Raw genomic sequence first — 16,565 nt, 5'->3', positions numbered from 1 at the left:
AACCCGACCCAGGTCCGTTTTTGTATACGCGCCCATGTGAAAAACGGATTTCAATCCGATGGCACACGCTGCATCGCACCATTTGCCCCATCTAAACCGGAAATCGCCAGACCCACGCCAAGTCCCCCAGCCAGGAGTCCCCGCCCGATGACGCAACGCCGCCTCCCCCTCGTCAGTGCCGTCCTGCTCGCGCTCGCCTCCGCCAACAGCCTCGCCCAGTCCCAGCAGGCCCCGACCACGCTGGACAACATCATCGTCACCGGCACCCGCGTCGCCGACCGCACCGTGGCCGAGTCGCAATCGCCGATCGACATCATCGCGCCCGAAGCGCTGCAGGCCACCGGCGCCAGCGACCTCGCCAGCGCACTGGGCAAGCTGTTGCCGTCGCTGAACTTCCCGCGTCCGGCGATCAACGACGGCAACGACGCGCTGCGCCCGGCGACCCTGCGCGGCCTGTCGCCGGACGCGGTGCTGGTGTTGCTGGACGGCAAGCGCTACCACACCACCTCGCTGGTCAACTACAACCCGTCGGTCGGGCGCGGCTCGGCGCCGGCCGACCTCAACTCGATCCCGATGTCGGCAATCGCGCGCATCGAGGTGCTGCGCGACGGCGCCTCCGCGCAGTACGGCTCCGACGCCATCGCCGGGGTCATCAACATCGTGCTCAAGCACGGCGCCAAGGCCGGCAGCAACAGCGTGTCCGTCAGCGGCGGCATCATGGACAAGGGCGACGGCGCGCAGAACGGCATCGACGGCTCCTACGGGCTGGCCTTCGGCGGTGCGCCGGGCGGCGAGGCGCCGGGCTGGGTGCGGGTGTCGTGGAACTACCTCAACGCGATGAACACCAACCGCGCCGAGAACACCGACAAGGCCACCACCCTGGCCGGGGCCGCCAACCCCAGCGGCGTTCCCTACGAGCGCTACGGCGACCCGGCGGTCAAGACCTACCAGGGGCTGGTCAATTTCGGCTACGCACTCACGCCGCACGTGGAGCTGTACGGCTACGCCAACGTCAGCCGCCGCGAGGTGCTGTCCAACGGCTACTACCGCGCCTGGGACAACAGCGACCGCAACGTGCAGGCGGTCTATCCCAACGGCTTCCTGCCGCAGATCTACAACCCGTCCAACGACCGCGCCGCGGTGCTCGGCGTCAAGGGCAGCATCGACAACGGCTGGACCTGGGACGTCTCCGCCGACTACGGCAAGAACGACGTCACCTTCGACCTGCGCAACACCATCAACACCAACCTGTACTGGAGCACCGGCGCCTCGCCGACGCGCTTCAACGCCGGTGGCTTCCGCAACGAGCAGAACGCGCTCAACGCCGACTTCAGCAAGTCCCTGGACTGGGGCCTGGCCTACCCGGTGAACCTCGCCTTCGGCGCCGAGTACCGGCAGGACAAGTACGCCGTGGTGGCCGGCTCGCCCACCTCGATCTACTTCGATCCGAACGCCATCAACCCCGAGACTGGCGCGCCCTACCCAGGCGGCTCGCAGGTGTTTCCCGGCCTGGCGCCCTCGGTGGCCGGGCAGTTCCAGCGCCACAGCAAGGCGGTGTACGCCGACCTGGAGGCGGACCTGAGCGAGCGCCTGTCCGGCGGGATCGCCGCGCGCTACGAGGACTACAGCGATGCCGGCGCCACCCGCTCGGGCAAGCTGTCGGCGCGCTACCAGCTCAATGACGCCTTCGCCGTGCGCGGCACCATCTCCAACGGCTTCCGCGCGCCCTCGCTGGCGCAACAGAACTACGCCTCGGTGGTGACCCTGCCGGTGGACGGCGTCCTCAGCCAGATCGGCACCTACCGCACCTCCGACCCGGTGGCCATCGCGCTCGGCGCCAAGCCGCTGTCGCCGGAGAAATCCACCAACTACAGCGTCGGCGCGGTCTGGCAACCCGGCGGCGGCTTCAATGCCACCCTGGATCTGTACCAGATCCGCATCTGGGACCAGATCCTGTATTCGGACCAGATCTCGCTGGCCGTGCCGATCGGCCAGGTCAGCGCGGCGCAGTTCTTCGTCAACGGCGCCACCACCCGCACCCGCGGCGTGGATTGGGTGAACAACTACCTGCTCGACCTCGACCGCGCCGGCTCGCTCAACCTCAGTGTCAGCGCCAACTACAGCAAGACCGAGATCCTGGAGATCTCCGATCCGAACTTCGGCCGCGCCAGCCAGGGCCTGCTGACCGATGCCACGCCGCGCACCAAGTACGTGCTCAGCGGTGACTGGAGCCTGGCCGGCTGGACCCTGCACGGCGACGCCACCCGCTACGGCGCCATCACCCGCCGCGGCGACGAGGCCGACGGCAGCCAGGACCAGGGCTTCGCCGCACGCTGGCTGCTCAACCTGTCCACCAGCTACGCCTGGCACGACCTCACCTTTACCGTCGGCGCCGACAACGTCACCAACCAGTACCCGACCCGGACCGCGCTCAACAACATCTACGACGACCGCCCCAACGGCCTGCAGTACTCGCCGCTGTCGCCGTTCGGCTTCAACGGACGCTACTGGTACGGGCGGGTGAGCTACCGTTTCTGAGCGAACCTTGCGGGCGTCGCCGCGACAGGCGGCGACGTCTCGCCACGCGTGACTCGCGCGGCCAACAGGCCTATGCCGCAGCTGTCCCGGTGGGCGCGGACGCTACCGGGACGTTGTTCGCGCCTCGCCATAGCGGATGGCGGGGCGCGGCGTTCTGCCGCCCTTAGAACGCAATGGAATAAGAACATGCGCTTGCATCCTGCGACGCAGCACGCATGTTAAAAAATAATTAGACGTCCCTGAGGACGCAGCCTGCCGGCCCTGCCGGCCGCCGCGTGCCCCGCCTGCCGTTTTCGGCACCTGTTGGAGTTTCCATGAACCGTCCGTTGTCGCTGCTGGCGAGCGCCGTGCTCGCCGCCCTCGCCGCCCCCTCCTTCGCCCAGACCGCGTCCGACGCACCGAGCACGCCCAGCACACTGGACACGGTCATCGTCACCGGCACCCGCGTCAGCGACCGCACCGTCGCCGAGTCGCAATCGCCGATCGACATCATCACCCCCGAGGCGCTGCAGGCCACCGGCACCTCGGAACTGGCGACCGCGCTGTCGCGCTCCCTGCCCTCGCTGAATTTCCCGCGCCCGGCATTGACCGACGGCACCAGCGGCATCCGCCCGGCGCAGTTGCGCGGGCTCTCGCCAGACCAGGTGCTGGTGCTGGTCAACGGCAAGCGCCGCCACACCTCGGCGATGATCAACGTCAACGGCACCATCGGCCGCGGCGCCTCGGCGGTGGATCTCAACGCGATCCCGATCGCCGCGATCGAGCGGGTGGAAGTGCTGCGCGACGGCGCCTCGGCGCAGTACGGTTCCGACGCCATCGCCGGCGTGGTCAACATCGTGCTCAAGGGCGCCAGCGAAGGCGGCAGCCTGGCCGTGGAGCACGGCCAGTACTCGGCCGGCGACGGCGCCAAGTCGCAGCTCTCCGGCGATACCGGGGTCGGCTTCGGCGACGGCCGCGGCAGCGTGCACGTGGCCGGGCAGATCAGCCAGCAGGACGCCACCAACCGCGCCGGCCCCTACCAGGGCACCGCGCCGAACACCGGCAACTATCCCGGCATCGGTGAGACCACCTTCGTCTACGGCGATCCCAAGGTCGACGCCACCGCGGTCTCGGCCAACGGCGAGTTCCGCTTCGGCGACCACCTCACCGGCTACGCCACCGCGATCGCCAGCAACCGCGACATCACCTCGTTCGCGTTCTACCGCTCGCCCAACCACAACGGCCAGACCGCGCTGCTGGCGCAGGTCTACCCCGACGGCTACGTGCCGCAGATCGAGCAGTACTCCAAGGACCGCTCGCTGGTCGCCGGACTGAAGGGCAGCACCGCCGGCGGCTTCACCTGGGACGTCAGCTACAACTATGGCTACAACAAGGTCGACTTCCACACCGGCAACAGCATCAACTACAGCCTCGGCGCCGACAGCCCGAGTCGCTTCTACGACGGCGCGCTGGAGTACACCCAGAACGCGGTCAACGCCGACTTCACCCAGCCGCTTGAATGGGGCCTGGCCTACCCGGTGACGCTGTCCTTCGGTGCCGAATACCGCCAGGAGAAGTGGAACCAGTCGCCGGGCGAGCCGGCCTCGTACACCGGCACCACCGGCGGCGCGCAGGGCTTCGCCGGCTTCGCGCCGCTCAATGCGGTGCATTCGGACCGCCACAACTACGCGGTGTACGCGGGCCTGGAAGCCGACCTCACCGACAAGTTCTCCGCCGGCCTCACCGGCCGCTACGAGGACTACTCCGATTTCGGCAGCAAGACCTCCGGCAAGCTGTCGGCGCGTTACGCGTTCACCGACAAGGTGGCGCTGCGCGGCACCGTGGCCAGCGGCTTCCGCGCGCCGTCGCTGGCGCAGCAGCAGTACCAGGCGGTGACCAGCAGCTACATCAACGGCAGCTTCTTCGAATCCGGCACCTTCCCGGTGAACAGCGCCGTGGCCCAGGCGCTGGGTGCCGCACCGCTGAAGGCCGAGACTTCGCTGTCCTACAGCCTGGGCCTGGTGCTGCAGCCGGTCGAGCGCCTGTACCTGACCGTGGACGCGTACCAGATCGAGATCGACGACCGCATCCTGCTGTCGTCCAACCTCAACGACGCGGCGGTGCTGGCCAAGCTGCGCCAGCTCGGCTACAGCAACGTCACCAGCGTGCGCTACTTCAGCAACGCCGCCGACACCCGCACCCGCGGCGTCGACGTGGTCGGCACCTACAGCATCCCGCTCGCGGCCAGCACGCTGGACCTCACCGCCAGCTACGGCTACAGCAAGACCGACATCACCCATGCGGTGACCCAGCCGCAGGCGCTGGCCGCCATCGGCTCGACCCAGACCACCCTGGGCCGCGACGAGATCGGCCGCCTGGAGGACAGCTACCCGAAGGACAAGCTGATCCTCAGCGGCACCTGGAAACTGCCGAAGTGGGACCTGAGCCTGGCCGCCACCCGCTACGGCGAATTCACCGTGCGCAATTCGGCCATCGCCGCACGCGACCAGACCTACGGCGCGGACTGGGTGGTCGACGCCTCGGCCAGCTTCAAGCCGAGCACGAACTGGACGCTGACGCTGGGCGCGGACAACGTGTTCGACCAGTACCCGGACAAGACCGCCAACCTGATCAACTCCACCTACGGCATGCTGCCGTACAGCAACTACTCGCCGTATGGTTTCAACGGCGCCTATGTGTACGGGCGGATCAACTACCGCTGGTGATTGGGTGAGCGGGCATGGACTGCGCCCAGGTTGAGCGGCATGACGACGGCCCGGATTTCCGGGCCGTTGTTTTTGGGGCCGCGGATTGGGGATTGGGGATTGGGGATTTTCCACAGCATGCAATGCTGTATCGCGGTCTGTGGCTTCTCGTAGGAGCGGCTTCAGCCGCTACCTGCGCCGTCCACGGTCGCGGCTGAAGCCGCTCCTACGAAGGGCAAGATTCGCCACACGCACGCAGCTTTTCCGGATGCTCGTCCCCCGACATGCATCGCGATGTTCGGCCTCGCCGAAGCAGGCGACCGAACGCATCGCTCGCCGCAGCCCGCCCGCGCTTCTGCAACGCAACGCCATTGCCCCTGTAGGAGCGGCTTCAGCCGCGACGCTTCACAGATAGCGCGTAGCGGCTGAAGCCGCTCCCACGGAGGCCATACGCATGCTCGCGGCATGCTGCGCTCGTGCCCCCACGACGCGCCCGACACCGTGCTCTGCCCGTGTCGCGCAGCCAGCATCCTGCACATCGCGCTGCGAAACCGCCACGGCGGCCGCGCGCGGGCACGGCCGCGGGCACCGCGTGCGCGTGCTTCTCCGGCATTTTGTCTACGAGGCCGGAAAATCCGGGAATTCGCACTGCCGCAACGCCTGCAGCGGTGGTTGCAATTGCAACCGCGACGGCGTGCTTAACGGAACGTTGACTCCACTGACATCAACCGGTAATCCCTAGAGGGCGTCGCCGCATCCGCCAGGGGACAGGGGAGTGCGCATGCAGCGGCGCCGCCCCCCACTTCTGGAGCCGCCTCCCCCATGACGCGCACGCTCACTCCGCTCGCCCACGCCGTCGCCCTGTGCCTGGCGACGTTCGCCGTTTCGGTCCACGCGCAGAACACCGGCAACGCGCAGACGCTGGACACGGTCATCGTCACCGGTACCCGTGTGGCCGACCGCACCGTGGCCGAATCGGCCTCGCCGATCGACATCATCTCGCCGGAGACGCTGCAGTCCACCGGTACCACCGAACTGGCCACTGCGCTGTCGCGCGCGGTGCCCTCGCTGAACTTCCCGCGCCCGGCGATCACCGACGGCTCCGATGCGGTGCGCCCGGCGCAGCTGCGCGGGCTCTCGCCGGACCAGGTGCTGGTGCTGGTCAACGGCAAGCGCTACCACACCACCGCGCTGGTCAACCTCAACGGCGCGCAGGGCCGTGGCTCCTCGCCTGCCGATCTCAACACGATCCCCATCGCCGCGGTCGAACGCATCGAAGTGCTGCGCGACGGTGCCTCCGCGCAATACGGTTCCGATGCCATCGCCGGCGTCATCAACATCGTGCTCAAGGGCAGCGGCACCGGCGGCAGCCTGGCCGGGCGCTACGGCAAGTACAGCGCTGGCGACGGCGAGCAGTACCAGCTCTCCGGCGATGCCGGCCTCAGCTTCGCCGAGACCGGCAGCGTGCACTTCGCCGCGCAGGCCGGGCACCAGGACCAGACCGACCGCGCCACGCCGTACCAGGGCCAGGTGCAGCAGCGCTACGGCGACCCCGACGTGGACCAGGGCGCGGTCTCCTACAACGGCCAGTACAGCCCGGCCGACTACATCACGTTCTATTCCTACGCGATGCTCAGCCGCCGCGAGGTGCTGTCCAACGGCTACTTCCGCTGGTCCGGCGACAACCGCAACCGCCCGGAGATCTATCCCGACGGCTTCCTGCCGCAGATCTACAACGTCAGCAAGGACGTGTCCTGGGTTGGCGGGGTCAAGTCCAGCACCGCCGGCGGCCTGGCCATCGATCTCAGCTACAACTACGGCCGCAACGACCTGAGTTTCGACGTGCGCCACAGCCTCAACAACAGCCTGGGCCTGGCCAGCCCCACCGCGTTCTACGCCGGCGCGCTGCAGGTCACCCAGAACGTGCTCAACGCCGACTTCAGCAAATCGCTGGAAGTCGGCCTGGCGTACCCGCTCACCCTGGCCTTCGGCGCCGAGTGGCGTGGCGAGAAGTTCAACGAATCGCCGGGCGCGCCGGCGTCCTACGTCAACGGCGGCATTCCCTCGGCCAACGGCACGCTGCTGCCGGGCGCGCAGGTGTTCGCCGGCTTCAAGCCCAGCGACTCCGGCCACTACGATCGCAACAGCTACTCGGCCTATCTGGACCTGGAAGGCGACATCACCGACAAGTTCTCCGCCGGCCTGGCCGGGCGCTACGAGAACTACAGCGACTTCGGCGACACCGCCACCGGCAAGCTGTCGTTGCGTTACGCCTTCAGCCCGAAGGTTGCGCTGCGCGCCACTGCGTCCACCGGCTTCCGCGCGCCCTCGCTGCAGCAGCAGTATTTCCAGTCGGTCGCCACCAACTTCATCAACGTCGCCCAGCCCGACGGCAGCATCGCCACCACGCCGTTCGAGATCGGCACCTTCCGCACCGACAACCCGGCCGCGATCGCGCTCGGCGCCGAGCCGCTGAAGGCCGAGAAATCCAGGAACTACGGTCTGGGGCTGGTGCTGCAACCGGTGGACGCGCTGTACATCACCCTCGACGCCTATCGCATCGACATCGACGACCGCATCGTGCTCTCGGAGAACCTCACCTCCACCGCCGTGCGCAACTACCTGCAGGGCAACGGCTACGCCGGCATCGGCGGCGGCCGCTACTTCACCAACGCCATCGACACCAAGACCCAGGGCGTGGACGCGATCGGCACCTACAAGCTCGTGCTGCCCGCCAGCAGCCTCGACCTCACCGCCGGCTACAACTACAACAAGACCGACATCGAGAAGATCGCCGGCAACCCGACGGTGCTGGAAGCGATCGACCCGACCGCGGTGCGCATCGGCCGCGCCGAGATCGGCCGCATCACCCGCGGCTCGCCGCGCGACAAGTTCTTCCTGAGCAGCGTGTGGTCGCCCGGCGCCTGGGCCTTCACCGCCACCGCCACGCGCTGGGGCGAGTTCACCGACTTCGGCACCACGCCCGCCGCCGACCAGACCTATGCAGCCAAGTGGACCCTGGACCTGTCGGCGGCATATACGTTGGGCCGCTGGCGCGTCACCGTCGGCGGCGATAACGTGCTCAACGAATACCCCGACCGCTCGCGCGCCGGCGCCGGCACCCGCACCTATCTGCCGTACAGCACGTCCTCGCCGTTCGGCTTCAATGGCGCGTTCGCGTACGCCAACGTCAACTACAGTTGGTAACGCGCATGCGGCGGCGATGTCCCGGCATCGCTGCCGTCCTCTCCACCGGCGACGTCGCGATCGCATAGACGCGACGGCTGGCATCCGGCACAAAGGCGGAAAGGATTCGGCGCGTCGCTTCCGCACCAGCCCGGCAGACACCTTCGGCAATGCATCACACTGTGGCCGTCGCGATTCTCATCCCGCTGCAGCGCCGCCCCGACCTGATCGCGGCGGCGACGCACTGCGTCAAGCGTTCGTCGCGCGATGGAATGCATCGGGTGACTGCGTGGCAGCCATCTCGCCACAGCCCATGATCGCGGCGCCCGACACAGGAACGCCATGCCGCGCTCGAGAAGCGGCGCTGCGATCGTGTTTACCCGCAATGCGGTACGCACACGATAGACAGCGGCATTCGATCCAAGCCCCCAGCAAACGAAACCCGCACATGCGTGCGCGGCAAGGCGGCCGGCCACATTCGGCCGCTAAGCCACGCAGGCTTGGCCGCCTATGGCATGGAAACTGCAATGAGCATTGCGCCCGACGCCCGGCGATACCGGATCGGCCCGCAAGATGCTGCGGGACCTGGGGCCATACCTGAGCAAAATCGATGCGACACACTTTTTTCGGAACTCATTTCCGGCACGCACAAAAGTGATGCACATCACAAGTATGAATCGCTTGATTATTTGTCAACAGTGGCCTGTTGCGATTCGCGTAATGTGGAATCGCCTGAACGGCAGGCAAAAAATCCCTTATGGGGAAGGATCTGATTATGTGGAAAACTTCCAAATTCGCGACGCTTTCGGGCATCGTGCTCTGCTCTGCGTTGGCGACAAATGCCTATGCACAAAGCTGCTGTCCGGGCGGCGGTGTCGGCACACCGATCGCCATCCGCGGCCTGGGTGAAAGCGCGCCAGCGGCGACCAATCTGTCCACCAATGCGTCGGCACGTATCTACCAGTTCGAGCGCAACGGCGTGACCTACCTGCAGATCAACGACAGCACCGGCCAGGTGCGAGGCGCAGTCGGCCGAGTCGGCGACACCGCCTGGGTGACGCCGATGGGCAAGGACGTGGATCGGGTGAGCACCGTCGACACCTTCGACAGCAGCCGCGGCACCGTGGTCTACGACGCGCGTTACTTCACCGTGCAGCTGGCCAGCAGCGCCAACGGCGACGTCTGGACCGTGACCATCAAGAAGTAACGGTCTTTTCCAGCGGCTCGGAGATCAGGAAACTGATCTTTCGCTCATGACGGCGCCGGCAGGTGCCGTCATGAGCCTTCAAGCGACTGGCCAGTTCCCAGTCGCTCTCGTCGGCTCCCACCTGCCTGCGGCCACTGCCCGGCATGCCCTCGTCGGCCTCCACCGTTACCACCACGCCGCGCTTGCCGCGCGCCGACCAGACCCGCGCCGCGATCGTGTGACGGCCGGCATCGGGCAGGATCTCCATGGCATTGAGCACGCAGCGGTACGCCGCCAGTTGCAGACCGATCGACAGCCGCCGCGAATCGCCATGCAGCCGCGCCTCGACCTCGGTATCGCAGGCGTTGGCGAAGGCGACCGAATTCAGCGCGCCGTACAGACCATGCGTTTCGATATCCAGCGGATACAGCGCGGCGACATAATCGTCCAGCAACTGCGCCTGGATCACCCCGGTGCGGTTCATTTCCATCGCCGCGGCATAGTGTCCGTGTTGCTTCAGCGTCGTGGCGATATCGCGGCGCAGCTTGTTGATGTGCACGTGGATATCGGTGTACTCGATCACCCGGTTGCGCAGCGTACGCTCGGCCGACATGTAGCTGGCCTGGGCCACCTGCAGCGCCTCTCTTTCCGCAAAGCCGAAGCGTTGCACCTGATCGAAGGCGACAGATAGCCTGGCGCCGAGCGAGGCCAGCGCGGTCACGGCAAATGCGATCAACAACTGCACCTGCAAGGTGTCCGCATCGTAGGCACCTGCGTAGTTGGTCTTCGGCAGAGACATGGCCACCGCAAAGTTGGCCATCACCACGCCGATCGCAGCGCCCCGCCAGGCGTGCTTGAACGTCAGCCAGACGGCAGGCGTAATCATGAGAACCAGGAGGAATTGGCGCAGAACGCCCTCGACCTGCATCGCGGCACCGAACAGGACGCCCATCAACAGTGCGGCGACGCCTGCGCTGTGCAGAACCGTCCTTCGCGCAGCTGCGTCCCCCTCTGCTCGCCTGACCCACAGCAGCGCGGGAAAGACGAACATGACGATACCCAGATAGAAACCTATCCAGAACTTCAGCGTGTTTTCCAGGTTGATGTAGGCGGCAGGCCCACCCAATAACCAGTTGGCGCCCTTGTTGACGAGTACCGCCCACAACGCCGCACACAGGCAGATCAGCGGCAGCCAGCTCGGCTCGACCCGGAAATCAGGAAGGCTGCGCCGGACCGCCCAGGGCAGCAACGAGAACGCGGGCATCAACAGGAACGAGCTGCCGTATACCCATACCGGATTTGCTCCGCCCTCTTCGATCATCGGCACGCGCATGCTCAACAGCGCCGCCGCATCTCCCAAGAAAACGTAAGGCCAAAGCCGATAGGGGAGAAACAGCAGTGCCGCAGTACGCAGTCCGATCGGCAGGAACCACTGATCCAGAGAGCAGTGCCACACGGCCAGGTAGGCCGTGCAGTACAAAGCGCTCAGGAGGATTCCGCTCGCGAAAGTCTTCAGTCTAGCCATGCCCCTGTCCTGGCAGGACACCAATGGCGCAAACATACACCAGGGAATGGGCCGAAACAGTAGACAGTTAACGTCCATCATGCCGTGTAATGTCTTTCCTGACAGGGAGTTGCGTGCGCCCCCCGATCGCTGCGACCTCCATCCCATTCGAGGTGTCGGGGAGCGCCCTTCACGACCCTGCTGCGGGTCCGCCGACGGGGCCGACTGCGCAACGACGGACGCCTCGCCACCCCGTCTCGATGCCTGATCGGACCGACCGGCCCGATGCGTGACGGATGCAGTTCCGCCGGCCAGCCTCAGCTGATTGATCAGGCAGTCGCAGGTTGAACTGGCTGGATGCAAGTCGCTGGCCGGCCCCTTCCTGCCGCATCACGCCGTCCCGCGCAGCGGCCGAGACACGCGAGTACCCAGCGTGCGCCGTCGTTGTCGCCGCTCCACCCCGCCACACCGATTTGCCGACAAAAGCCCCGATCGGCGACACTCGGGGCTTCCTTGTTCTGCGATCCTGAATGCATCACGACACCAGTCTCATCGACATCATCGCGGTCGGGCTCGCGCTCGCCTTCCTCCTCGGCACGCTCGCCCATCGCCTCAAACTCTCGCCGCTGGTCGGCTACCTGGTGGCGGGCATCTGCGTGGGTCCGTTCACGCCGGGCTTCGTCGCCGACCAGGCGCTGGCCACCCAGTTGTCGGAACTGGGGGTGATGCTGCTGATGTTCGGGGTCGGGCTGCACTTCTCGCTCGAAGACCTGATGGAAGTGAAGTGGATCGCGATCCCCGGCGCGCTGGCGCAGATCGCGGTCGCCACCCTGCTCGGCTGGGGGCTGGCCTGGAGCATGGGCTGGCCGACCCTGCACGGCCTGGTGTTCGGCCTGGCGCTGTCGGTGGCCAGTACGGTGGTGCTGCTGCGCGCGATGGAGGAACGGCGCCTGCTGGAGACCCTGCGCGGGCGCATCGCGGTGGGCTGGCTGATCGTGGAGGACCTGGTGATGGTGCTGGCGCTGGTGCTGCTGCCGGCGCTGGCCGACGCGCTTGGCGGCAAGGGCGCCGACACCGGTTCGATCCTCGGCGCGCTCGGCATCACCCTGTTGAAGATGGCCGCGTTCGTGGCGGTGATGCTGGTGGTCGGGCGCCGCGCCATCCCGTGGGCGCTGGAGAAGGTCGCCGCGACCGGGTCGCGCGAACTGTTCACTCTGTCGGTGCTGGCGATCGCGCTGGGCGTGGCGTTCGGCTCGGCCACCTTGTTCGGCGTGTCGTTCGCGCTCGGCGCGTTCTTCGCCGGCATGTTGCTGAAGGAGTCCGAGCTCAGCCACAAGGCCGCCAACGATTCGCTGCCGCTGCGCGACGCCTTCGCGGTGCTGTTCTTCGTCTCGGTCGGCATGCTGTTCGATCCGCACATCCTGCTCGAGCATCCCTGGCAGGTGCTGGCCACGTTCCTGACCATCACCGTCGGCAAGTCGCTGGCCGCGTTCGTGATCGTGCGCGCGTTCGGTCATCCCACCGGCATCGCCCTGACCATCTCCACCAGCCTGGCGCAGATCGGCGAGTTCTCCTTCATTCTTGCCGGCCTCGGCGTGAGCCTGGCGATCCTGCCCGAGACCGGCCGCGACCTGATCCTGGCCGGCGCGCTGCTGTCGATCATCGCCAACCCGCTGCTGTTCTCCTGGCTGGACCGCTGGCAGGCGCGGCAGGCGGTGGAGGCCCCGGTGACGGTGGAACCGGAACTGCCGCCCGGTCCGTCACTGGACCTGGCCGACCACGCCATCGTGATCGGCTACGGCCGGGTCGGCAGCGCGCTGGCGGCGGTGCTGCTCGAGCGCGGCGTGCCGGTGCTGGTGATCGACGACAACCGCGACCATGTCGAACGCGCCCACGCCGACGGCATCCCCGGCATCCGCGGCAGCGCCGCCGCCGATCGCGTGTTGGCCGAGGCGCATCCGGAGAAGGCCAAGATCGCGATCCTGGCGATCCCGCAGCCGCTGGAAGCCGGCGAAGCCCTGGCCAAGCTGCGTGCGCTGAATCCGGCGCTGACCCTGCTGGCGCGCGCGCACAGCGATGCCGAGGTCAAGCACCTGCTCGACCACGGCGCCGACGGCACGGTGATGGCCGAGCGTGAGCTCGCGTACTCGCTGGCGGAAATGGTGATGGCGACACCACCGTACCGGGGAATGCGCGCCGCCGCGCGCTGAGCGGGGCCGGCGGCTGCCGGCCGGGATTGGACATTGGGGATTGGAGATTCGCAGAGGCGGACTTTCTTCGGACGTGGGTCGGCCAAAAGCGCGGTAGCGCACAGAAACCGTCTACGGCAGCCGTGACGGCCTGCGGCGGATCTTCTTGATAAGCATTCTCGTTTACGGCAGGATTGCGCTCCCTTCCCCAGTTCCGCTCGCCCTCCCCCATGGCCTGCAAGATCGGGTTGCTCAACTCCGTGCCCAGTGCCCTGCTATGCGAGATGTTCGGGCATGTCGGCTACGACTTCGCGGTGCTCGACATGGAACACGTGCTGCGCTCGCCGGCCGAGCTGGAACACGCCATCCGTGCCTGCGAACTGGGCGGTTGCGAACCCTGGGTGCGCGTGCCCGAGGTCGATGCCAAGCTGATCGGCCGGGTGCTCGACGCCGGCGCCCGCGGCGTGGTCCTGGCCGGACTGGACAGCGCCGAGCAGGCCGAGCGCGCGGTCGCCGCCGCGCACTTCCCGCCGCACGGCCGCCGCGGCATCACCGGCGGCCGGGTCACCGGCTTCGGCAGCGTGGGCCTGGCCGACTACATCGCCCGCAGCCACGAGCGCCTGCGGGTGATCCCGATGATCGAGAGCGCCGCCGGCGTGCGTGCCCTGCCGCAGATCCTGCAGGTGCCCGGCGTCTCGCTGGTGATGGAGGGCGCGCTGGACCTGGCGCTGGACCTGGGTCTCGGCCCGCAGCCCACCCATCCGCAGGTCTGGGACCAATTGCTGGCGATCAATGCGGCCTGCCGTGCCGCCGGCATTCCCTTCTGCCCCAATCCGCGCGACGCCGCGCAACGCGCGCACTGGCTGGCACAGCCGGACCTGCAGTGGCTGTTCGCCGGCGAAGACCGCGCGCTGCTGCAGGCCGCGCTGCGCCAGCGCGCGGCCGACCTGCGCAGTCCCTGACCGTTTTCGTCCCTTTGGAGTCATCGTCTTGATCGCTTCGCTTTCCCCTTCGCTGCTGGCCGTCGCCCTCGCCGCCGCCCTGCTCGCTCCCTCCAGCGCGCGCGCCGAGGACGCCCCGCCCGATGCCGATGCGCAGGCGCGGATCCGCCAGCTCGACGCGGTGAAGGTGCAGGGCAGCCTGCTCGGCCGCTCCACCGTCGAGGACGTGCAGCACTACGCCGGCAGCCGCCAGGTGATCGACAACACGCAGCTGCGCACCGGCGCCAACCGCTCGCTGGACGATGCGCTGCAGAAGGTACCGGGAATCAAGGTATTCGACGAGACCGGCACCGGCGCGCTGCCGCAGATCATGCTGCGCGGCCTGTACGAGAGCCGCAGCGGCCGCGTGCAGGTGCTGGAGGACGGCATTCCGCTGGCGCTGGCGCCGTACGGCCAGACCAGCCTGTCGCTGTTCCCGGTCGGCCTGAACCAGGTCGACCGCATCGACATCGTGCGCGGCGGCGCGGCGGTGCAGTACGGCCCCAACAACGTGGGCGGCGTGATCAACCTGATCAGCCCGGACATCCCCACCACCTGGACCACCACGCTGGGCCAGAAGGTCACCGCCGGCGGTGCCGGACATTACCTGGGCGACACCGCGATCAGCACCGGCGGCTACGCCAGCGACACGTTCGGCCTGCAACTGGACGCGAACTGGACCAAGGGCGACTACTGGCGCGAGCACAGCGCCACCGACATCAAGAACCTGCGCCTGCGCGCGGAGTGGTGGCTGGCGCCGGACAAGCTGCTCAAGGCCAGCGTGCAGCGCTACGTCGCCGACATGGACATGGCTGGCGCCTTGTCCACCGCCGACTACCTGCGCGATCCGCGCCAGTCGACGCGGCCGCTGGACGAATTCAACGGCCGCACCACCCGCGCCTCGCTGGTCTACCAGCAGGACTTCGGCGATGTGGGTCCGTTCCAGGACCTGCGCCTGGACTGGAGCAACTTCAGCGCGCGCAGCAGCCGTAACTTCATCGTCGGCATGCGCTCGGCGGCCAGCGAGACCTGGCGCCCCGACCTGCCGCCGCAACTGCGGCAGAGCGCGCCGCGCGACTTCCGCGTCTACGGCAGCGAGCCGCGGCTGAGCTGGACGATGGGCGACGGTGCGGTGCGCCAGCAGTGGACGCTGGGCGCGCGTGCGATCAACGAGGACATCGACTTTTTGGTCGGCAACACCCGCCTCAGCGACGGCCTGTACACCCTGGTGCGCGACTGGCGCTTCAAGGACCGCGGCGCCGCCGCCTACGTCAGCAACGCGATCGCCTTTGCCGACGGCCGCGTCACCGTCACCCCCGGCCTGCGCTACGAGCAGGTCGATTCGCGTTACTACAACCTGGCCAGCGGCGTGCGCACGCGCAACAAGACCGACGACGTGCTGCCCGGGCTGACCCTGGGCTTCCAGGCCAGCCCGACGTGGTATCTGTACGCCGACGGGCAGCGCTCGCTGCGCGCGCCGCAGGTCACCCAGATCATCTTCGGCGACAACCTCGACGCCGAACTGGCCTGGAACTACGAGGCCGGCGCGCGCTACCAGCCCAACGAGCGCACCCGCGTGCAGTTCGGCGGCTACCTGATCGACTTCGACCAGCAGATCCAGCTCGACAACACCACCCGCACCTACCGCAACCTCGGCAAGACCCGCCACCAGGGCGGCGAAGTGGAACTGCAGTGGAGCCCGGCGCAACTGCGCGCGCTGACCCTCAACGCCGGCTATGCCTATCTGGACGCGCGGCAGAAGTCGGGCGTGTACGACGGCCTGCGCGTGCCCTACACCTCGCGCAACCAGCTCACCCTCGGCGCGTCGTACCGGCCCGAATCCGGTCATACCACCGTCGCCGTTTCCAGCTATTACTTCAGCCGCGCCTTCAGCGATGCGGCCAACACCATGCAGGAGAACGCGATCGGCTCGGTCGGCGAACTGCCGGCCTACTGGGTGTGGAACGCGCAGCTGAGCCAGGTGCTCAGCGAAGGCGCCAGCGGCAAGCTCAGCGCGTCGCTGGCGGTCAACAACCTGTTCGATCGCAAGTATTGGTACCGCGGCATCGACACCAGCCCCTGGGGCCGGCAGCCGGCGCCGGGCCGCAGCGTCACCGTCGGCCTCGAGTACACATTCTGATCCACGCCGGCGTCGGACGACGACGCCGGTCGCCGCACCACCGCGCGCCCTGACGGCGCGCCGCCGCCCGCGGGAGACGCGGGCCAGTGCAACGGACGCAGCCGCGTCCTTTCCCCCACCCAGCGCGCGCCCGATGCGATGCGCCAGGCAACCACGCG

At 67.7% G+C, this 16,565-nt stretch carries 9 protein-coding genes; 8 read left to right on the top strand and 1 reads right to left on the bottom strand.

The window, feature by feature from the left end:
* The first annotated feature begins 147 nt into the window (after window positions 1–147).
* The 5 genes from ACP93_RS17160 to ACP93_RS17145 all read left to right on the top strand — a co-directional run bounded on the left by ACP93_RS17160 (window position 148) and on the right by ACP93_RS17145 (window position 9,615).
* Window positions 148–2,538, top strand: coding sequence for a TonB-dependent receptor plug domain-containing protein (locus ACP93_RS17160; RefSeq protein ID WP_048491879.1), 2,391 nt, complete (start codon window positions 148–150; stop codon window positions 2,536–2,538).
* 314 nt (window positions 2,539–2,852) lie between these two features.
* Entirely contained in the window at window positions 2,853–5,243 is a 2,391-nt protein-coding gene (locus ACP93_RS17155; protein WP_048491878.1) for a TonB-dependent receptor plug domain-containing protein, read from the top strand.
* Window positions 5,244–6,044: 801 nt separating this feature from the next.
* Window positions 6,045–8,429, top strand: coding sequence for a TonB-dependent receptor plug domain-containing protein (locus ACP93_RS17150; RefSeq protein WP_048491877.1), 2,385 nt, complete (start codon window positions 6,045–6,047; stop codon window positions 8,427–8,429).
* A 506-nt stretch (window positions 8,430–8,935) separates the two neighbouring features.
* Window positions 8,936–9,181, top strand: coding sequence for a hypothetical protein (locus ACP93_RS21900; protein ID WP_131721666.1), 246 nt, complete (start codon window positions 8,936–8,938; stop codon window positions 9,179–9,181).
* A gap of 2 nt (window positions 9,182–9,183) precedes the next feature.
* Complete coding sequence (locus tag ACP93_RS17145; protein ID WP_048491876.1) at window positions 9,184–9,615, top strand: hypothetical protein; 432 nt, start codon at window positions 9,184–9,186, stop codon at window positions 9,613–9,615.
* Here the strand turns inward: ACP93_RS17145 and ACP93_RS17140 are convergent.
* The gene (locus tag ACP93_RS17140) at window positions 9,605–11,119 is read right to left on the bottom strand and encodes an MASE1 domain-containing protein (RefSeq protein WP_082143522.1); all 1,515 of its coding nucleotides are present in this window, start codon (window positions 11,117–11,119) and stop codon (window positions 9,605–9,607) included. The genes ACP93_RS17145 and ACP93_RS17140 overlap by 11 nt on opposite strands.
* Before the next feature lie 509 nt (window positions 11,120–11,628).
* Between ACP93_RS17140 and ybaL the strand changes: the two genes are divergently transcribed.
* The 3 genes from ybaL (at window position 11,629) to ACP93_RS17125 (ending at window position 16,407) form a co-directional block, all read left to right on the top strand.
* Window positions 11,629–13,308, top strand: a complete 1,680-nt coding sequence (gene ybaL, locus ACP93_RS17135) for a YbaL family putative K(+) efflux transporter (protein WP_048491875.1) — start codon at window positions 11,629–11,631, stop codon at window positions 13,306–13,308.
* Window positions 13,309–13,517: 209 nt separating this feature from the next.
* A complete protein-coding gene (locus ACP93_RS17130) occupies window positions 13,518–14,249 on the top strand; it encodes an HpcH/HpaI aldolase family protein (protein ID WP_048491874.1) in 732 nt (243 codons plus the stop codon).
* A 28-nt stretch (window positions 14,250–14,277) separates the two neighbouring features.
* A complete protein-coding gene (locus tag ACP93_RS17125) occupies window positions 14,278–16,407 on the top strand; it encodes a TonB-dependent receptor family protein (protein ID WP_048491873.1) in 2,130 nt (709 codons plus the stop codon).
* Window positions 16,408–16,565 lie beyond the last annotated feature (158 nt).

This window comes from Xanthomonas sp. NCPPB 1128 (genome assembly GCF_001043115.1).
Taxonomy (GTDB): domain Bacteria; phylum Pseudomonadota; class Gammaproteobacteria; order Xanthomonadales; family Xanthomonadaceae; genus Xanthomonas_A.
Note: the sequence above shows the minus strand (reverse complement) of the source record. Positions and strands in the feature narration are given on the sequence as shown.